This is a genomic window from Salegentibacter sp. 24 (genome assembly GCF_004362395.1).
Classification (GTDB): Bacteria; Bacteroidota; Bacteroidia; order Flavobacteriales; family Flavobacteriaceae; genus Salegentibacter.
This window is the reverse complement of sequence record NZ_SNWE01000006.1, coordinates 66,776-84,871: the sequence shown is the minus strand read 5'-3', so window position 1 is coordinate 84,871 and position 18,096 is coordinate 66,776. Positions and strand designations below refer to the sequence as shown.

At 35.8% G+C, this 18,096-nt stretch carries 14 protein-coding genes; 4 read left to right on the top strand and 10 right to left on the bottom strand.

Translation table 11 applies throughout. The annotated features are described in order from the left end of the window. Window positions 1-47: 47 nt before the first annotated feature. Both katE and DET49_RS05755 read right to left on the bottom strand, forming a co-directional pair. Window positions 48-2,198, bottom strand: coding sequence for a catalase HPII (gene katE / locus DET49_RS05760; protein WP_133547147.1), 2,151 nt, complete (start codon window positions 2,196-2,198; stop codon window positions 48-50). 325 nt (window positions 2,199-2,523) lie between these two features. Next, entirely contained in the window at window positions 2,524-4,038 is a 1,515-nt protein-coding gene (locus DET49_RS05755; protein WP_133547146.1) for a DEAD/DEAH box helicase, read from the bottom strand. A gap of 159 nt (window positions 4,039-4,197) precedes the next feature. Here DET49_RS05755 and DET49_RS05750 point away from each other — a divergent pair, with 159 nt between their 5' ends. Together DET49_RS05750 and DET49_RS05745 are read left to right on the top strand one after the other, a co-directional pair. Then, entirely contained in the window at window positions 4,198-4,914 is a 717-nt protein-coding gene (locus DET49_RS05750) for a Crp/Fnr family transcriptional regulator (protein ID WP_166636547.1), read from the top strand. 104 nt (window positions 4,915-5,018) lie between these two features. Continuing rightward, a complete protein-coding gene (locus DET49_RS05745; RefSeq protein ID WP_133547144.1) occupies window positions 5,019-5,576 on the top strand; it encodes a hypothetical protein in 558 nt (185 codons plus the stop codon). A gap of 58 nt (window positions 5,577-5,634) precedes the next feature. Here the strand turns inward: DET49_RS05745 and cysM are convergent, their stop codons facing one another. Then, the gene (gene cysM / locus DET49_RS05740) at window positions 5,635-6,519 is read right to left on the bottom strand and encodes a cysteine synthase CysM (protein WP_133547143.1); all 885 of its coding nucleotides are present in this window, start codon (window positions 6,517-6,519) and stop codon (window positions 5,635-5,637) included. Further along, a complete protein-coding gene (locus DET49_RS05735; protein WP_133547142.1) occupies window positions 6,519-7,307 on the bottom strand; it encodes a serine O-acetyltransferase in 789 nt (262 codons plus the stop codon). The genes cysM and DET49_RS05735 overlap by 1 nt, the downstream gene beginning before the upstream one ends. Window positions 7,308-8,069: 762 nt before the next feature. Between DET49_RS05735 and DET49_RS05730 the strand changes: the two genes are divergently transcribed. Further along, entirely contained in the window at window positions 8,070-8,999 is a 930-nt protein-coding gene (locus DET49_RS05730; protein ID WP_243729541.1) for an MFS transporter, read from the top strand. On the opposite strand, the gene DET49_RS05725 is transcribed toward DET49_RS05730, so the two are convergent. The 3 genes from DET49_RS05725 to DET49_RS05715 are packed head-to-tail and all read right to left on the bottom strand — an operon-like array spanning window position 8,988 to window position 13,625. Next, window positions 8,988-10,841, bottom strand: coding sequence for a T9SS type B sorting domain-containing protein (locus DET49_RS05725; protein WP_133547141.1), 1,854 nt, complete (start codon window positions 10,839-10,841; stop codon window positions 8,988-8,990). The genes DET49_RS05730 and DET49_RS05725 overlap by 12 nt on opposite strands. Before the next feature lie 18 nt (window positions 10,842-10,859). After that, window positions 10,860-11,381 carry a DUF6155 family protein gene (locus DET49_RS05720; protein ID WP_133547140.1) on the bottom strand — a complete coding sequence of 174 codons (522 nt, stop codon included), beginning with the start codon at window positions 11,379-11,381 and terminating at the stop codon, window positions 10,860-10,862. Next, window positions 11,382-13,625: an FUSC family protein gene (locus DET49_RS05715; protein ID WP_243729539.1), complete on the bottom strand. Its 2,244-nt coding sequence runs from the start codon at window positions 13,623-13,625 to the stop codon at window positions 11,382-11,384. Window positions 13,626-13,919: 294 nt separating this feature from the next. Here DET49_RS05715 and DET49_RS05710 point away from each other — a divergent pair, with 294 nt between their 5' ends. Then, window positions 13,920-14,915, top strand: a complete 996-nt coding sequence (locus tag DET49_RS05710; RefSeq protein ID WP_133547139.1) for an NADP-dependent oxidoreductase — start codon at window positions 13,920-13,922, stop codon at window positions 14,913-14,915. A 104-nt stretch (window positions 14,916-15,019) separates the two neighbouring features. On the opposite strand, the gene DET49_RS05705 is transcribed toward DET49_RS05710, so the two are convergent. From DET49_RS05705 to arsB, 3 genes are all read right to left on the bottom strand, one after another. Continuing rightward, window positions 15,020-15,766 (bottom strand): SDR family oxidoreductase, encoded by a 747-nt coding sequence (locus tag DET49_RS05705; RefSeq protein WP_133547245.1) that lies wholly within the window; start codon window positions 15,764-15,766, stop codon window positions 15,020-15,022. A 179-nt stretch (window positions 15,767-15,945) separates the two neighbouring features. Beyond that, window positions 15,946-17,001 (bottom strand): ArsO family NAD(P)H-dependent flavin-containing monooxygenase, encoded by a 1,056-nt coding sequence (locus DET49_RS05700; RefSeq protein WP_133547138.1) that lies wholly within the window; start codon window positions 16,999-17,001, stop codon window positions 15,946-15,948. An 11-nt stretch (window positions 17,002-17,012) separates the two neighbouring features. Next, entirely contained in the window at window positions 17,013-18,050 is a 1,038-nt protein-coding gene (gene arsB / locus DET49_RS05695) for an ACR3 family arsenite efflux transporter (protein ID WP_133547137.1), read from the bottom strand. Between the last annotated feature and the right edge of the window lie 46 nt (window positions 18,051-18,096).

Here is an 18,096-nt window from a genome sequence, read left to right as displayed (position 1 = left end):
GGTGAGCTAATGATGCCTTACTTATAAAATCCTTGCTTTGGACAAAATTATGCAGGAATATAATCCTTTTCCTCTCTTTTCCAGAAACGGTGTTTTCCAATGGCTTTAATAAATTCTGATGATTTATCTTTCCCTAAAATTATACCGTCTTCAATCAGATTTTTCTTATCCAAATTCTTCCAGAAATAAGTTTGGTCAAGCAAGCCTTTATCCTGTACCGAGGCAATAGGTTTACAATGCTTATAAGCTTCATTTAAAAAATGTATCGCTTTGGGTATATTCGAGAGAGCCTTGTGAGCTTTATTTCCTGAAGGAATATAAAAAGCATCAAAAACTACGGATGCAGTCGTTCTAAATGCCTCATCTATTTTTAGCGATTTGCCCTCCGCAGTTTTAATTTCAGTAGAATTTGGTCCAAGGATTTTTACCATAGCACCTTTATTTTCCAAAGCTTTTTTCATCTCCTGCACGGAAGCATCCTCCACACCTTCTGCACATAAAAAGGCTATTTTGCGGGTGGCTATATTTCCAAAGCCTTTATGCATCATACTTAGCGCGGGATCTTTTTCTAAGGAGGGGTTGCTTTTACTGGGCTCGTATCGTTTTGGATCAAAATCCGCTGGAACCCCGTGATTTAACTGTTCTTTTCTGCGAGGCACATTTACCCCTAAATTAGCAGCAACCTTGTTAGCCAAATCACCACTTACCTCATTTAGTAATCCCAGTACTCTTTCCTGTACTTCCGAGACACCAACTTTCCCTAATTCGAAACTAAAGGCATCTATGATATGGCGTTGCTCAACATCCGTCTGGCTCTTGAAAAATAAAGTGGCCTGGCTAAAATGGTCTTTAAAACTTTCACTGCGTTCGCGAACTTTTTTAGCATCAATTTTTTCAGGATAACTATCAAAACCACCCTCTTCAATTTTAGCCTGAAATGGGCATCCACCACGTAGGGAATTAGGTTGGTAACTGGTTTGACCTTTATTAATTTCCTGCCTCATATGTCCGTCCCGTTGATTATTATGCACTGGAGCAATTGGGCGGTTAATTGGGATTTCGTGAAAATTCGGACCACCCAGACGTTTTAACTGGGTATCGGTATAAGAGAATAATCTTCCCTGTAAAAGCGGATCGTTGGTGAAATCTATTCCCGGTACAATATGGCCGGGATGGAAAGCTACCTGCTCAGTTTCCGCAAAGAAATTATTGGGGTTTCGGTTTAAGACCATTTTTCCTATTTTTTTAACCGGCACTAATTCTTCAGGAACTAATTTTGTAGCATCCAATAAATCAAAATCAAATTTATGTTCGTCTTCTTCTGGAATTAACTGAACACCCAGTTCCCACTCTGGAAACTGCCCATTATCGATAGCATTCCAAAGATCTCTTCTATGAAAATCGGGATCATTGCCTGAAATCTTTTGCGCTTCATCCCATGTCACCCCATGAGTTCCTAATAAGGGTTTCCAATGGAATTTCACAAAAGTTCCTTGCCCTTCTTTGTTCACCAATCGGAACGTATGAACCCCGAACCCTTCCATCATTCTTAAACTTCTGGGAATAGCTCTATCTGACATTGCCCACATAATCATATGCATAGATTCTGGCATTAGGGAGACAAAATCCCAAAAGGTATCGTGAGCTGAGGCTGCCTGAGGAATCTCATTATGAGGTTCAGGTTTTACAGCATGGATTAAATCGGGAAATTTTATCGCATCCTGAATAAAGAAAACCGGGATATTATTGCCTACAAGATCATAGTTTCCTTCATCAGTGTAAAACTTAACCGAAAAACCTCGTACATCCCGAGCTAAGTCAGTAGAACCTTTAAACCCGGCAACTGTAGAAAACCTTGTAAAAACTGGTGTCTTTCTAGTGGGATCCTGTAAAAAACCAGCTTTGGTAAATTTCTCCATGGATTCGTATACCTGGAAGTAACCATGGGCTGCAGAACCGCGAGCGTGAACTATTCTCTCTGGAATTCTCTCATGGTCAAAATGTGTGATCTTTTCTCTGAGAATAAAATCTTCTAATAATGATGCACCTCGGTCTCCGGCCTTGAGCGAATTTTGATTATCATTTATTCTTACTCCTTGGTTAGTGGTTAGATACTGGTCCTGAGCATCTTCTCGATTTCTGTCCAGGTCTTGAAGTTTCTTGTTAACTTCAGAATTCTTTTTTTTCTCATTTTTCATAACTCTGGTTTATTTAATGGTTTGTTTAAAATTCCAAAATAAATGGCTATTTTAAAATTTAACCTTGTTAAATAAAACCTATAATTAAAACACTAATTTGAAACGGAATACAGTCATAATTCTGGGAGTTTATAAATAAATCATATGGTAAATAAAACTTGTGCAATTATTTTACAAATACCGAATAAGAAATTGGTTCTAATAACCTAGATGCCTAGTTCGAATAAATGATGCTCGATATAGGTTTGTAAAAAAGTATCTGCATGAGCTTTCTACCCTTGCCGGGGTATCAATTACACTTTTAGATTCAAATAAGAAAAATAATCTAAAATTCTTTATTAATGGCCATTCTTAATTTTCGGGAATAATCCTCTTCAAGCCAATCGCGGTAATTTTTGGTACTTTTACTAATACAATAAGAATATTGTTTTATCCGGGATGCAATATCATCCTTAAGCTCTTTCGCCAAGATTCGGGCATCAAATACATCCTCTGAATTTTCTACACACATTTTTACATGTTGCTCCATGGACCATTCAAGAACAGCTTTAGACTTCAAGCCTGTTTTAATTACCTTGTCATAGGCCTCTTCTACATCAAAATCTACATCTTCGGTATTAGAAAATTGTTCTCTGATCTCAGGAGGCATCACGTATTTAAATTCACGTTCGATTTCTTCATCACTCAACAGGTTTTCAAAATAGAAATCCGGAGCCCTAAAGATCTGTTTCCAGTCTACCGGTGCACTCCATTCTCCAAAGCGAGCAAGGTTGTTTCCTAGATCTATCACGTTGAATTCCGATTTCCCCGGTAATACCCTGGAACCACGACCTATCATTTGAAAGTACAGGGTCAATGATTTTGTGGCCCTGTTCAGGACAATGGTTTCAACAGTGGGTTCATCAAAACCAGTAGTAAGAATACTGACTGATGTTACAATAGCGTCTGGTGTATGCTTGAACCATTTTAGTATATCTTTTCTATCCTGTTTGCTTGTAGTGTTATCTAAATGGCGAATAGGTAAACCTGCATTTCTAAATGTCTCGTAAACTTCAATGGAAGTATTAATACCATTATTGAAAATGAGGGTTTTTTTTCCACGTGAGCGTTCATAATACGCCGTGAGTAATTTCTCTTGCATGGAAATATTAGAATACAATTCTTCGGAAGATTTTACAGTATAATCTCCATTCATACCAACTTTTAAACTGGTTAAGCCTACATTATAACTAAAGGTGTTCGCTCTGGCTAAAAAGCCTTTTTCAATCAGCGAGCCTATGGAATCACCTACGATTAGCTCTCGGTAATTATCCTTCATAGGTAATTTAATATTGGAACTAAGCGGAGTAGCCGTTACCCCAAGGATAAAGCACTTTTCAAAGAATTTAAATAATTTTCGAAAGGAATTATAATGTGCTTCATCAATAATTACTAATCCAATATCCTGGATTTCCAGTTTTTCGTCATGTAGGCGGTTGTTTAAGGTTTCAACCATTGCCACAAAACACATATAGTCTTCCTGATCTGGTAATTCCTTTACTTTAGAATTTATGATTTTATTTAGCACACCAAAACCATCTAACATATTAGAGGTTTGTTTACACAATTCTATTCTGTGGGTAAGAATAAGCACTTTCTTTTGAGTACGTTGAATATATTCCCGCACCATTTGTGAAAAAATCACCGTTTTACCACCACCGGTAGGCAACTGATAAAGCAGGTTGTAATGTTCAGGATGCTCATCTATAACATTAAAGATCTTATCTATATCTTTTTGTTGATAGTCGTAAAGTTCCTTATCTACTTTTTTGTCTTCTATTCCAAAGGTTTCTACCGCCATAATTTTTTTTCAGATCTGCAAGTTTGCAAAAATAGCTGATTTCTTAGGTTTAAAGAAATATTTAGGATAGAAATACAAACTGACAAACTAAAATTAAGTAAATTTAGGTTTCAATTTTTCTCCCTCCGAAAATGCTTCATTTTATCAAACTATATGATTATGAACCAAAAAGGAGGAACAAATAATCTTGTTTTTAAAATCATAAGCAATCATATTCTTTTCAAAGATTTTGATAAAGAACTCATTTCTAAAATTGCTTCCAATTTTACTGAAGAAATATGGCCGGCCCATACTTGTAGCCATTGCCACTACCTAAAACATAAATTTCACATTATAGCTTCTGGCCGTTTAAAAATTTTTAATACAGATAAAGAGACCGGTCGTGAGTTTACTATCTTTTTACTTAGCAAAAATGATTTTTTTGATGTGATTTCTTTACTTGAAGCCGGTCCTCACACAATTTATTATGAATCTCTGGAAAAGGTTAGAATGATTTCAATTCCTATGCTAACCATGCACGAATGGTTAAGAAAATATCCTGTTTTAAATCAGAAATTACTTCCCTATGTGATAAAACAGCTTTTAACTTTAGAAGAATACGCTATTAGTCATACTCTATTCGAAATTCCCGTTCGTCTTGCTCGTCTTATTATTAAAAATCTTAATCCAGATTCAAAAAAAATAGAACTCATTGATGATCTATCCAACGATGAAATTGCAAATCTAATAGGCACTACGCGCGCTGTAGTTAACCGGCATTTTCAGGAATTTAAAAAGGAGGGAATACTTAGAATTGGCAGGAAAAAAATGGAGGTTATTAATGTGCCATTACTATTTAAAAAAGCATTGAACAATCCAAAGAAAACAATAAGTTAAATACTGTTAAATACTGTTTTATTGATACTTAAGTAGTTTAACCTAAAGTAATACAAGATTATCTTTAACAAACATTTATTTATTAATCTCTAAACAAAATTATTATGAAAAAGTTAATCTTAAGCTTATTGTGTATAGCCATATCAGGGGTGGCTTACTCACAGGGAATTATTAAGCTAGATGAAATGATGGTTAATCCACCAAATCTTGAAATTGATGAAGCTACCAATGCTATAACCTTGAATGTCAATGAGGATTATAAGGGACAGTTTCATTCCAATCCTCTTAAGTATGCTAAGGATAATTTTAATTTAATGGAATTAATTCAAGCCAACAAGGGTAAAGATTTTGATACCTATGAAGTAACTTTTAAAACCAACAAAGGAAATTTAAAGGTGAATTACAATGATAAAGGAGAAATCATTTCTAGCTACCAAATGTTTAAAGATGTCAGGTTGCCATATAACGCTATGATAAGTATTTTAAAAGCTAATAAAGGGTATACACTGACTGGCACTAAACATTTAGCTTATTCAGGTTCCGGGGAAGAAATAGAAAAAGAATTTTACAAGGCCAAACTTGAAAATGGAAATAAAAGTAAAATTGTAAAATTAAATATAAGTAAAGATGCCTCAGGCATGGCCGTTGCGACAATTGAATAAATTTTTTGATGTTCACTCCGGAAGTTGATGGATGCCATTACTTCCGGAGAATTATTACTTAATCAAAAAGATTAGAAGACAAATAGCGATCTCCACGATCGCACACAATACTTACCACAATACCTTCATCGAGCTCCTTTGTTAACCTAACCGCGGCAGCAGCGGCGCCTCCACTACTCATTCCTGCAAAAATCCCTTCTTCCCTAGCTAATTTTTTACTCATAGCTATAGCTTCATCTTCGCTGACTTCCAAAATACGATCAACTTTTTCAGGTTTAAATATTTTAGGCAGATAGGCTTTCGGCCATTTTCTTATCCCTGGAATACGGGAATTATCGGTTGGTTGAACGCCAACAATTTGAATGTCTTTGTTTTTTTCTTTTAAATATGTCGAAGTTCCCATTATTGTTCCCGTGGTGCCCATAGAAGAAACAAAATGGGTGATCTTATGCTTGGTATCATTCCATATTTCAGGCCCAGTAGAATTATAATGCGCCTGCCAATTATCATTATTACTAAACTGGTTGATCATAAAATAATCTCCATTAGCCATTTTTTCTTCTGCATAATCACGAGCACCTTCAATACCCTTTTCAGCATTGGTGAGGGTAACTTTAGCTCCATAAGCGCGCATCGTTTGTACACGCTCAATGGTAGAGTTTTCAGGCATAACGAGTTCAATATCCAACTTAAAGATACCTGCGATCATTGCTAGAGCAATTCCTGTATTTCCGCTGGTAGCTTCGAGGAGTTTGGTGTCTTTGTTAATATCTCCTCTTTCTAATGCACTTTTAATCATATTATAAGCGGCCCGGTCTTTAACGCTACCACCAGGATTCTGTCCTTCCAACTTGAAATAAAGTTTAACCTTCGGATTTCGAACAAGTGTTTGTGCTTTAACAAGAGGGGTATTCCCTATTAAATCTAAAATTGAATTACTCATTATTTACTCGTATTTTTAATATTGATCTGAGGATTATGAGAAACCATCGAGTCTTTTGGAACTGAAGCTGTTAACCAAACATTTCCTCCAATTATACTATTTGCACCTATAATGGTCTCCCCTCCTAAAATTGTGGCATTCGCGTAAATTGTAACATTTTTTTCGATTGTAGGATGTCTTTTTATATTTTTTAAATTACGGTCTACAAAAAGTGCCCCAAGAGTTACTCCCTGGTAGATCTTTACATTATCTTCTATTACTGCTGTTTCTCCTATCACCACTCCTGTAGCGTGATCTATAAAAAATGGAGTTCCTATCTGGGCTCCGGGATTAATATCAGTTCCTGTAAGTCCGTGAGCACATTCTGTCATTAAACGAGGTACTAAGGGAAGACCGAACTTATAAAATTCGTGACTAAAGCGATAAATGGCAATAGCAAAAAAACCTGGATATGAAAGTATAACTTCCTCTATCGAATTGGCGGCCGGATCATTTTGAGATATAGCTTCCGCATCTTTATTGAGCTTTTCCAGGATCTCAGGTAAGAGATCTAAATAATCTTGCCAAATATCACGACAGGGAGTGTTTGGCCTCCAGCATACCAAATTTGCCAGTTCTTCAAAATCTTTCCCTAACTTTATAATATTTTCTTCTACTGGTGTTTCTTCATCAAACAGCGTATAAAAAAGTTTTTTTGTAAAAGCTTCGGTTTTTTCTTTAATACTGAATTTTAAATTTGGTATTTTCTTTTGTGCTTTTATTTTTTCTATAACTTCGTTCTGGCCCATTTAAAACTTTAATTTTAGAAGGATAACTTTTGTTCTATTTCAAAAGTAAACAATAGCAAATCAAATTGCATTTATTTTCCTATAAATGCTTTCGATTAACCTATATATTTTCTAGGGTATTTGGATTACTTTAAAAAATATCTGAGTTAATTATTTCATAAATAACTTTAAATCAGTTTTTTATAATTATATCTTTATTCTATAAACCAATTAAATTTAATTGAAATGGCACAGCAAGGAAACCAAAAAATGGGAGATGCTAAGAAAGAGCCTAAAAAAACATCGGCCACACCCAAAAAACAACCACCCAAACAAGACAAGGCTAAAAAATAATTTGGGTGAATTTAGAAAAAATCAAAATTCAGGCCACCTCTCAAGGGTGGCTTTTATATTTGAAATGAATTTAAACTTATAGACTTTCAATTTTTTCCAGGTAAGCTTAACTTTGGAACTTTCTACATCTGAATAAAGCATTTTTGATAACATACTTTTACTTTTTACGCGATAATTTCAAGAAAGTTAGTTTTGGTTGGCTACTAACGTTTTTATCAAGTTTCGGCCAGACTTTTCTTATTTCGTTATATGTGCCGGAAATTGTTGAAGCTTTCTCGATAACCGAAGGTGCTTTTGGGGCTATTTACGCAGGCTGTACGGTGACAGCTTCAATAATAATGCTTAGTGTCGGCCATATGGTAGATCATAAACCGGTAAAAAAAAGTAACTGCTTTCACGGTTTTAAGTCTGGGTTTATCCAGTATTTTATTGGGCTTTTCTTATAATATCGTGGTACTTTTTATCGCTTTAATTGGACTTAGGCTTTGTGGTCAGGGGTTGATGAGCCATATTAGTATGACTATTATTTCTAAATATTTCGATAAAAACCGGGGGAAGGCTCTTAGTATTTCTTCACTCGGTTATTCTATGGGGGAAGCTGTGTTTCCCATAATAATTACTTCAGTTATCGCTTTTTTTGATTGGAGAATTGCTGCTATTGTGAGCGGTGTAGCTTTACTTTTGTACTTAATAAGGTTGAAGTTTACAAATCTTTTAGATTTTGACAAACAACTTTCTGTGGAAGGTAAACCTTCTACCTTGTCACTCTTAAAAGATTATAAGGAAGTGGTTTCAGATAAGCGTTTTGGTATTATGATGCCCGCTAGTTTTATTTTAAGTTTCACCAATACTGCTATTTTCTTTTATCAATATGTTTTTGTAGAAGATAAAGGCTGGTCACCCCAACTTTATGCTATTTTTTTTACTGTTTATGCAATTTCAAGATTTATGTTTTCCTTATTTGGAGGAACCTGGGTGGATAAATTCAGTGCCCGGAAAATGTTCAAAGTTTATCTTATTCCAATGACATTAGGCCTGATTCCTTTTGCTTTAATGGATAGCATTATCGGTGCACTTTTATTTTTAATTACGGCAGGAATTACCACAGGAATGGCGGGCACAGTAAAGACCTCTCTTATTGCCGAAATTTACGGGACTCATAAAATGGGGGCCATCAGAAGTGTTTTTACGATGTTTATGGTTATTAGCACCGCACTAGGGCCTTTACTTGTGGGGTTTATGATTGATAGCGGGTTTGACTTCCATACAATTATACTCGGTTTATTTGGAGCAATGTTCTTGATCAGCATTAATTCACAACGAATAATGAACGTTACCAAAACAACTTCAGCGTTTTAAACTAAAAGATCCTTTGAGCGTTTTATAACCTTGAATTATTATATGGTACCAATAATCATCAGATGGAAGGGGTCGGTTGTTAAGAGTTCCATCCCAGGTGAATGTGCTCCCTTGTCCCATTTTCAATAATTTTCCATACCGATTAAAAATTTTTATTTCTGAAGAAGGAAAATATTCAAGTCCGTTAATGCTAAAATGATCATTGTAGCCATCTACATTGGGCGTTACAAATTGAGGAACTACAATATGTGGAAATTCTTGCATAACGGTTTTACATGCAGAAAGATCCCGCATATATATGGTATAAATTCCACTGGGAATAGAAGTGAAAATTCCGGAAGTTTGGAAATTTGTACCATCTATAGAATATTCAAAATTCCCCTGGTTGCCTGGGGTTACCAGTATCTCATCTAGATTAGAAGTCACTGACCCTATTTCCGCAATAGCTGTCTTTTTTATTTCAAAGTTTTTAATGGCCGTGCAACCACTAGCCGTGGTTAAAATAACGCTGTAATTTCCTGCTGATCGTATTTCGATTTCTTGTGAACTTTCCTCTGTAGACCACTGATAAACAAGTCCAGGTATACCGGCGTTGAGAATTAAACTACCGCCATCGCACAGATCTAAAAATTCATCGTCTACCTGAGGACTTTCATATATAGTAAATTCAATAGCCGTTTTTGCACTCGGTTTACAATCAAATCCTTTAATAACAGCCTGAGCATAATATATTCCGGAACTTTCCGGTAAAAAGGAAGTAGTATTTTCAGAGACTAAGTTGTTGTCTTCATCATACCAATTTACAGTTTCATTTTCATTAACTTCAACATTCAATTCAGGGATGGGAGCGTCACTGCAAATACTCACATCGCCTTCACTTCTTGGGGGAAGTGGCATATCGAAAATATTCACTGTAAAAACTTCAGAGACTGAACTACATAGGTTAGTATTTAGATTCATAGGGTCTTCGGCCACTATTACTCTATAAAACCGCGACGATATTAAAGGTGGTGTTTTAAAATTTTCGTCATTCTCCCCGGGAATATCTGTCCAGATTTCATTATTCGTACTTTCCTGCCACTGAAAAGCGTGGGAGTTATAAACAGAATAATCCGGGATTGCTTCCAAGATTAGACTAACAGGTACGTCTGTAGCGCAAATATCTATTCTATTTTGATTATTTTCTGTGGTAACAGTGGTGAGATCTCCACAGGATCTAAAAATAATATCATCTATAGCCAAATCGTTTCCACAGCCTCCATTTCCGTTATTAAACATTTTTAAAATAACGGCTTCCTGCCCTACTTCTGTCTGAAATGTAAGAGCATATTGTTCCCACTCAGCCGTGGAAAGTGAAGCAATGTCTCCAGTGTTGCCTTGTTTTAGTAAATTGGAATCGTTTTCATTCCAAATTTCAAAACGTACATTTATAGGAATTCCTCCATTGGTACAAACCGCACTGGATCGATCGTAAATATTAATTAGAAAAGCTGAAAACTCATAGCTGGTGTTCTCACATAGTCCCGTGATCTTCGTTTGGTAAAAAAGACCTGAGGTAAATGATGCATTTACAATAAGAGCATTTTGATTAGAAACTGTTGTTGACGGTAAATTGGAGCGCCAGGAGGTAATTAAATTACCAATTTGGTTTGAAACCGTATACTGGCCATCTTGAGGATCCTGATTGATATAAGAATAATTAGTAGTACCAGCAGGTAATTCCGAGGCCGCTTCAAAATTCTCGTGAAAAATAGGATTACCGGTGTTTCCCTCACAAAAACCCAGCTGGGCAGATACGGAAGAAGAAATTATAAGAAAACAAAAAAATAAGTAAATTTTCATTTTCTCAAAAATACACAATTACGACACACCCTGAAATTGCATTCCAATTTTTTCGAATTTATAAGCATTTGGCCATTCTTGACTTTCGGTCTCTTCGGAAATATTTAAAATTCTAGGTTTGAAATCTGATACAATCCCTTCTTTGATCATAAACTTCACCGCTTCCTCAAAAGATCTGAAAATACTTTTATAAAAAGGATCCTTTAAATTGTTTTTTTCCTTAGCGAAAGTCTGGGAAAGTTCAATATTAAAAAGCATCAGGTCTGCAACTAAATAAGGTTCTACACCAAGTTGCTGAAACATCTTTATTTCCTTATGGGCTACAGATCTTCGGGCTTTGGGCCTTCGTTTTGTCTCAGGAAAATATTCTTTGGAAATCTTAAGTTTGGCTTTCCGCATTAACTCATCCTCCCGTGGATTAAATACAAAATCATAAAAGATTTTTACCGGTTTAAAACGTTCATAGAGGTCTAAAATTTGATCTTCAAGCTGGTCTTTATCTAACTCCTCAAGGTATTTCTTCAATTGACGCTTACTCATTTAACTGAATTTTGTTTTTGCTATTGTTTTTTGAAGATTCTCTGAAATTTCCAGCAACCATTGCAGTTGGCTGCTTACAAGTTGAGCTTCTTGCAATCTCAGTTGTACATCTTTTTGATTTCGATTTGGCTTTTCTTTCAATTGTTTCTCCCTTTCATTAAGTAATTCCTTATAGGCTTTAAATAAATCCGAGGCTGCTTTTTCTGTTCTCGAAGGATCAAGGCTTTTTAATGCTTTAGTTTCTTCAAGACCCTTTTTAGCATTTTCAAGATTTGTGCAAATATGTGAAACAAAAATCTCAAAGTTTTTCGAAGCCGCAGTAGTTTTATGATTTTGAATAAAAGTCCCTAAAGAAGCCAAAGCTGAAAGAAAGGTCTGATTTAAACCTACGATTTTATATAACTGGCTCAATTCTTTTTGTTTGAATTTTGGCTCTTGCGTCATCCTTTGAAAAGAGGCACTTAAATTTCCCATTTCTAAAAAAGCCTTTTTTCTGGAGAGTTTATAGGAAGTGGGCAAGCTTCCTTTTTCGTGGTAAAAATCATCAATTTGCTCCAAATATTTTTTATTGGCGCTAATACTTTGAACAATCACATTTTTAATATGCTGCGATTCCCAGGTGGGCCATAAAATCAAATTTCCAAGTGCAGCCAGGCCGGCTCCCAATACAGTATCTATTACTCTGAATTGAATCACATTGAAAACATCTGGTTTTAAAAGTGCATAAATAAAAATAATACTCAGGGTAATAAAAACTGCTGCGGTACGGTAATTTCTTTGTAATAAGGAAAAAGCCAGTGTAAGGGAAAACAACCCTAAAATTCCATAAACAACCTGGTTTTTGGTTACAGAAATGATACCCAGGGCGATCACGGCGCCAATAAGTGTTCCTATAATTCGCTGTTTAGACCGGTCTTTGGTAAGGCCATAGTTAGGGCGCATAATTACCACTATGGTAAGAATGATCCAATAAGCATTTTCAAAAGAAAAATACAAACCTACACTAAAACCAACAAGAATAACAATAGCAAGCCTCAGGGAATGTTTAAAAATGGGTGAGCCGAAATTAAAATTCTCTACTAGAGTTTTTGGATCGTAATCCTGAGGAGTTATAAACTGGGAAACTTCTTTATTTTTCAATAAAAGAGGCTCACGCGTATCCAAGTTATGTAAAACTCTGACTATGGTATTGATTTTTTGTCCTTGTTTTTCCAGATAATCGAACAAATTCTGAAGCAAAAATGTTTTTTCAGTATTCTCCGAAGAAATAAGAACACGAACATCCTTGAAATTTTCTTCTATTCCTGCTAAATATTCCGAAATTTCTTTAAATGAAGATTTTTTCTTCGTTTCGATAACTACCGAAATTTCATCAAGTTGAGCAGCGATCTTTTTAATCAATTTTTTAAAGCGTTCCAGTAATGCCCGATCATCTTTTAATACTGCATCCATTTTTTTGTAGTCCACTGGATTGGCCATCGCCAATTCCAAAATATCTACTAACTCTATGAAAACCATTAAGCGCTTACGAGCGTAATTGGAGTTTCCTGAAGCTCGTCTGGCAGTAATGAGTAAATTTCGCAAACTTTCGTGTTTCTCATTAAGGTCGGTTTGCAGGGTAAATAATTCTTTCTGCAGCCTCTCCCTTTCCCTGGTTTCAGTAAGTAAATGTGCCCTTGTTTTTAGGTATTTGGCGGTAAGTTCGAAACATTCTGCTAAAAGCTGTTCGGTATGGTGCTTCGGATATATAAATGTCCATAAATTACTTAACAGTAAATACCATAACCCACCCCCGGATATAAGCAAACCGCGTTCCCAGGCTAAGATTTCCGTGGAAATATTCGAAAAACTCAATACAATGGCAAACAAACCTGCAAAGGCAACCAGGGACGCCCTAAAACCATAAACTGCCAGATAGGCGATCCCAAACATTAAAAGTCCTAGCAAGGGTATTACCAACCAAAGATATGCAGCCGCATATGCCATGATTACGGAAACAATACCCGCCAACAGGGCTGCAAGTATCACCCCAATATTTCTGTGTCTAAAACTTCCTGGAATATCACTGGGTGAGCTCAGTAAAGCCCCCATTGCCAGAACAACCCCTATTTCAAATTTTCCCATCCAAATAAAAATTCCAACTGGGGAAGCTATTGCTAGGGTAAGTACCATAGCCTTAGAGAAGTCCGTACTTCTGAGATACTTCAGGAATTCCTGCCAATAATTTGGTATTATGTTGGGCAAATTTTGTGCTTTTATATGGGCAAAGTTACGGTGTATTATAGACTATTAGTCTTTACTTTAAGAAATCATAACATTTCCAGATAAAAGAAATTAAATAATTGCTTTCCTGCCTTCAAAATATTTTTTCAGATATAAGAACTTCATTCTTATTTCCAAATATTGACTTTAAGTTTAAATTAATAATTCTGAGTTGCAGAGTTTTCAACTTAACAGTACATTAATCGGGAAGTGAATTTCTCGGAACCAGTCTTTATATTTTTGGCTTCCAAAATACTAATTAAATAATACTGAAAAATGAATAAAAGTATATTGTTAAAAAACCGCCCAACAGGAAAACCCAGTCTTTTAGATTTCGAAATAACCAAGATTGATGAACCAACTCCTAAAAATGGTGAAATTTTGCTAGCCACTAAGTATATTTCAGTGGATCCGTATTTACGAGGTAGAATGCGAGATGAGGAATCCTATATCCCTCCATTTAAATTGAATAAGCCATTAGAATCTATGGTGGTTGCTGAAGTAATTAAAAGTAATCATGATAATTTCAAGGAAGGAGATTTTGTGAGTGGAATGTTGGAATGGAAACTTTTGCAAACCAATAAAGGAGAGAATTTAAATAAAATTGACACCAACCTGGCTAAACCCAGTGCTTATCTTGGTATTTTAGGCTTGACTGGCTTAACGGCATACTTGGCATTAAAACATATTGGAAAACCTAAAAACAATGAAACGCTTGTAGTTTCTGGGGCGGCTGGTGCTGTCGGAAGTATAGCAGGACAAATTGGAAAAATTAAGGGTTGTAGGGTAATTGGAATCGCGGGAACCGATAATAAAATTAATCATATCAAAGAAAAATTTGGATACGATGAAGGTATTAATTACAAAACTACTGATAATATGCAGGAAGCTATCGCTAAAAACTGCCCCGACGGAGTAGATGTGTACTTTGATAATGTTGGTGGTGAAACCCTGGACGCGGTTATGATGAATATTAATCGTTTTGCCCGGATTATTAATTGCGGTGCTATCTCAATTTATAATGAAAAGGAAATACCTACGGGTCCAAGACTGGAAGGAATTTTAATTAAAAAAAGTGCATTAATGCAAGGTTTTTTGGTTCGAAATCATGTTGAAGAATTTGAAAGTGCCATTAAAGAGTTGGCAGGATGGTTAAAGGATGGAAAATTAAAATATGATGAAACCATAATAAAAGGTTTTGAAGAAACCCCGCAGGCATTTTTAGATCTTTTTGAAGGTAAAAATACTGGGAAAATGGTGGTTGAAGTTTAATTAAAATTATACAAGAGAGATAAGATTTAAACTCGTGAATACTACAAAAAAGAGGTTGCCTGGATAAACTCCATTCAACCTCTTTGCAATTGCTTTAAAAAAGTCTATTGTTCTTGATCAGTGGGCATAATATAAACATCGTTGATATTTGCTCGTTTAGGCTGGCTTAAAGAATAGTAAATTGCATCCGCAATATCCTGCGCTTGCAATGGGGTCAGCTCTTTAAACATTGGTTCCATATCCTTTTTAATCTGCTCATCGGTAATGGTATCGGTCAATTCTGTTGATACAAAACCTGGATCAATTGAGGTTACATTAATTCCGAAATGAGGAGCTAATTCAGCTCTAAGTCCCTCGCTAAACATTTTTACTGCGGCCTTAGTAGCGCAATAGACTGCTCCGCCTGGGTAATACTTATGTCCCGCACTTGAAGATATGTTGATAATGTGCCCACTTTTTTGTTCCATCATCGTTGGAAGAACGGCCGCTACCCCATTGGTTACGCCTTTAATATTCACATCTATCATCTTATCCCATTCATCAGTATGAAGATTTTTAACATATGACAACGGCATTAATCCTGCATTATTAATAATTCCATCAATACTTCCAAATTTCTCTAAGGTTGCTGATATAATGTTTTTAAAATCTTCTTTTTTAGTGACATCGCCCGGAACAACCAAAGCCATTCCTCCGTTTTTTTCAATTTCATCTTTCAAAGCATTTAACCGCTCCTTTCGGCGTGCACTTAATACTACATTTGCACCTTCCTGAGATAATTTTTTTGCGGTAGCTTCTCCAATACCACTTGAAGCCCCGGTAATAATTATTGTCTTTCCTTTAATACTCATATCTATATTTTTTATTTTCATTCAAAACTAGATTAATGAGTAGCTAAACACCAGTAATTTTAGAATTTTAGTATGCATTTAACGGAAAAACCTAACATATATCAATAGAAATATCGCCGAGGTCTTAAAATTTTTAGAAAGGATTTTACTTTGGAATTTATTGTTCTAAGCTGGATGATTTATTCTTCAAGAAAATCACTAATTTCTTTAATAGTGGTTCTAGCACTTCGCCCAACTCCAATCAAAGTTGCTGAAGCATAACCAGTCCAACCGCCATAACCTACTAACCAAAGTCCATTTGTATGTTTGGCTTTAGTTCCCTGGGTTTTGATTTTGCCCTGGGAATCAGGTTTTACAATATTATTTAAATGATTTGTAGCATAATGAAACCCGGTGCACCATATTACGACATCAAATTTCTCTTTGGTTCCGTCACCCCAAATTACTCCATCTTCGAAAAATTCTTTAAAACTGCCCCTGCTTTCCAGCACTCCCCTTTTTCGGGCTTCTTTTACACTTGGAACCATCACTATCTTACCAAGATTATATTTTTCAGGATTAAATTTCTTTCCTTCTTTTTCAGCTTTATATTTTGCCGTAGCTATATTAAAAAGCTCCCTTCCATCAACCTTATCTGGCAGATAATCAGGATCCTTTAAAACAGCCCAGCCTGTATTGGTTACCTTAGAAACTTCGGCTAAGATTTGAGCACCAGAATTACCTTCACCCACAATGAGTACATTTTTATCTTTAAGACCATTTGGATTTCTATAATGAGCTGAATGAAGTTGTTTTCCTTTGAAAATCTCAATTCCTTTAATCTTTGGAATCAAGGGTGTTTTCCAGGTGCCAGTAGCGGAAATCACAGCTTTTGCCGAAAAACCTCCCGCTGATGTTTTAAGATGAAAAGTACCTGATTCTTTTGCCAAATTTTCTACCAGAACAGGACGTTTTATAGGGAACTCATATCGCTTTTCATAGTTGCATAAATAATTAATTACATGACCTTTAGGTGGAAACCCTTCTTCTGATTTTGGCATCAACCAACCTGGAAGCGAAGAATGATCGGCTGGGGAGAAAAGCCTAAGGGAATCCCAGGTGTTTAACCATGCCCCCCCACAGGTTTTTTGGTCGTCAAGAATTAGATATTTCAGTCCGGTTCGCCTTAAATAATAGGCGCAAGCAAGTCCGCTTTGCCCACCACCAATTATAATTACATCATAAAAGTTAACCATTATTCTAATTTTTATTGAGGGTAATATTTTTGCTTTAACCAAAAGGCGACACTGACCAACCCGATTAAAACAGGGACCTCTACTAATGGCCCAATCACCCCTGCAAAAGCCTGTCCGCTATCAATTCCGAAAACAGCAATTGCTACAGCAATTGCGAGTTCAAAATTATTTCCGGTTGCCGTGAAAGAAATAGAGGCATTTTGTTTATAGGCGGCCCCAAAAAATTTCGATAAGAAAAAACTAATAAAAAACATAAGGATAAAATAAACAACTAAAGGAACTGCAATAAGCATTACATCTAAAGGGATCTCTACTACGGTTTCCCCTTTTAGACTAAACATTACCAAAATTGTAAATAAAAGTGCCATAAGAGTAAGGGGAGAAATTGTCGGAAGGAATTTTGTTTTATACCATACCTCCCCTTTAGCTTTAACCAGGAAAAACCTACTTAGAAAACCTGCCAGAAAAGGAATTCCCAGGTAAATCGCAACACTTTCTGCAATCGTGCCTATAGAAATATCAACAATGGCTCCCTGGAAACCAAAATACGGCGGTAAAACGCTAATAAAAATCCATGCATAAAAGCTATAGAAAAACACCTGAAAAATACTGTTTAAAGCAACTAAACCAGCACCGTATTCGCTACTTCCCTGGGCTAGGTCGTTCCACACCAAAACCATAGCGATACAACGAGCGAGACCAATTAGAATTAGCCCTACCATATATTCCGGATGATCCTGAAGAAAAATTATTGCCAGAAAAAACATAAGAACAGGCCCAATGATCCAATTGAGCAATAAGGAGATGCTAAGGATTTTTATATTATTAAAAACCCGGGGGAGGTATTTATAATTTACTTTCGCAAGTGGTGGGTACATCATTAAAATTAAACCAATTGCAATAGGAATGTTCGTTGAGCCAACACGGTAAGAACCAATAAAATCCGCACTCTGGGGAGCGAAATATCCAATGGCAACGCCAATAAACATTGCGAGGAAAATCCAAAGGGTGAGGTATTTGTCAAGAAAATTCATTTTTTTTCGAGCCATATGGAGAGTGATTTTTTTCTATGATATAATGTATATATAGCCAAGG

Bases quoted from the DNA above. Each gene is read 5' to 3' on its own strand.
- DET49_RS05750 (WP_166636547.1), top strand. From the start codon at position 4,198: ATGAACCAAAAAGGAGGAACAAATAATCTTGTTTTTAAAATCATAAGC.
- DET49_RS05705 (WP_133547245.1), bottom strand. From the start codon at position 15,766: ATGAGTATTAAAGGAAAGACAATAATTATTACCGGGGCTTCAAGTGGT.
- DET49_RS05755 (WP_133547146.1), bottom strand. From the start codon at position 4,038: ATGGCGGTAGAAACCTTTGGAATAGAAGACAAAAAAGTAGATAAGGAA.
- DET49_RS05735 (WP_133547142.1), bottom strand. From the start codon at position 7,307: ATGGGCCAGAACGAAGTTATAGAAAAAATAAAAGCACAAAAGAAAATA.
- katE (WP_133547147.1), bottom strand. From the start codon at position 2,198: ATGAAAAATGAGAAAAAAAAGAATTCTGAAGTTAACAAGAAACTTCAA.
- cysM (WP_133547143.1), bottom strand. From the start codon at position 6,519: ATGAGTAATTCAATTTTAGATTTAATAGGGAATACCCCTCTTGTTAAA.
- DET49_RS05710 (WP_133547139.1), top strand. From the start codon at position 13,920: ATGAATAAAAGTATATTGTTAAAAAACCGCCCAACAGGAAAACCCAGT.
- DET49_RS05720 (WP_133547140.1), bottom strand. From the start codon at position 11,381: ATGAGTAAGCGTCAATTGAAGAAATACCTTGAGGAGTTAGATAAAGAC.
- arsB (WP_133547137.1), bottom strand. From the start codon at position 18,050: ATGGCTCGAAAAAAAATGAATTTTCTTGACAAATACCTCACCCTTTGG.
- DET49_RS05725 (WP_133547141.1), bottom strand. From the start codon at position 10,841: ATGAAAATTTACTTATTTTTTTGTTTTCTTATAATTTCTTCTTCCGTA.
- DET49_RS05700 (WP_133547138.1), bottom strand. From the start codon at position 17,001: ATGGTTAACTTTTATGATGTAATTATAATTGGTGGTGGGCAAAGCGGA.
- DET49_RS05745 (WP_133547144.1), top strand. From the start codon at position 5,019: ATGAAAAAGTTAATCTTAAGCTTATTGTGTATAGCCATATCAGGGGTG.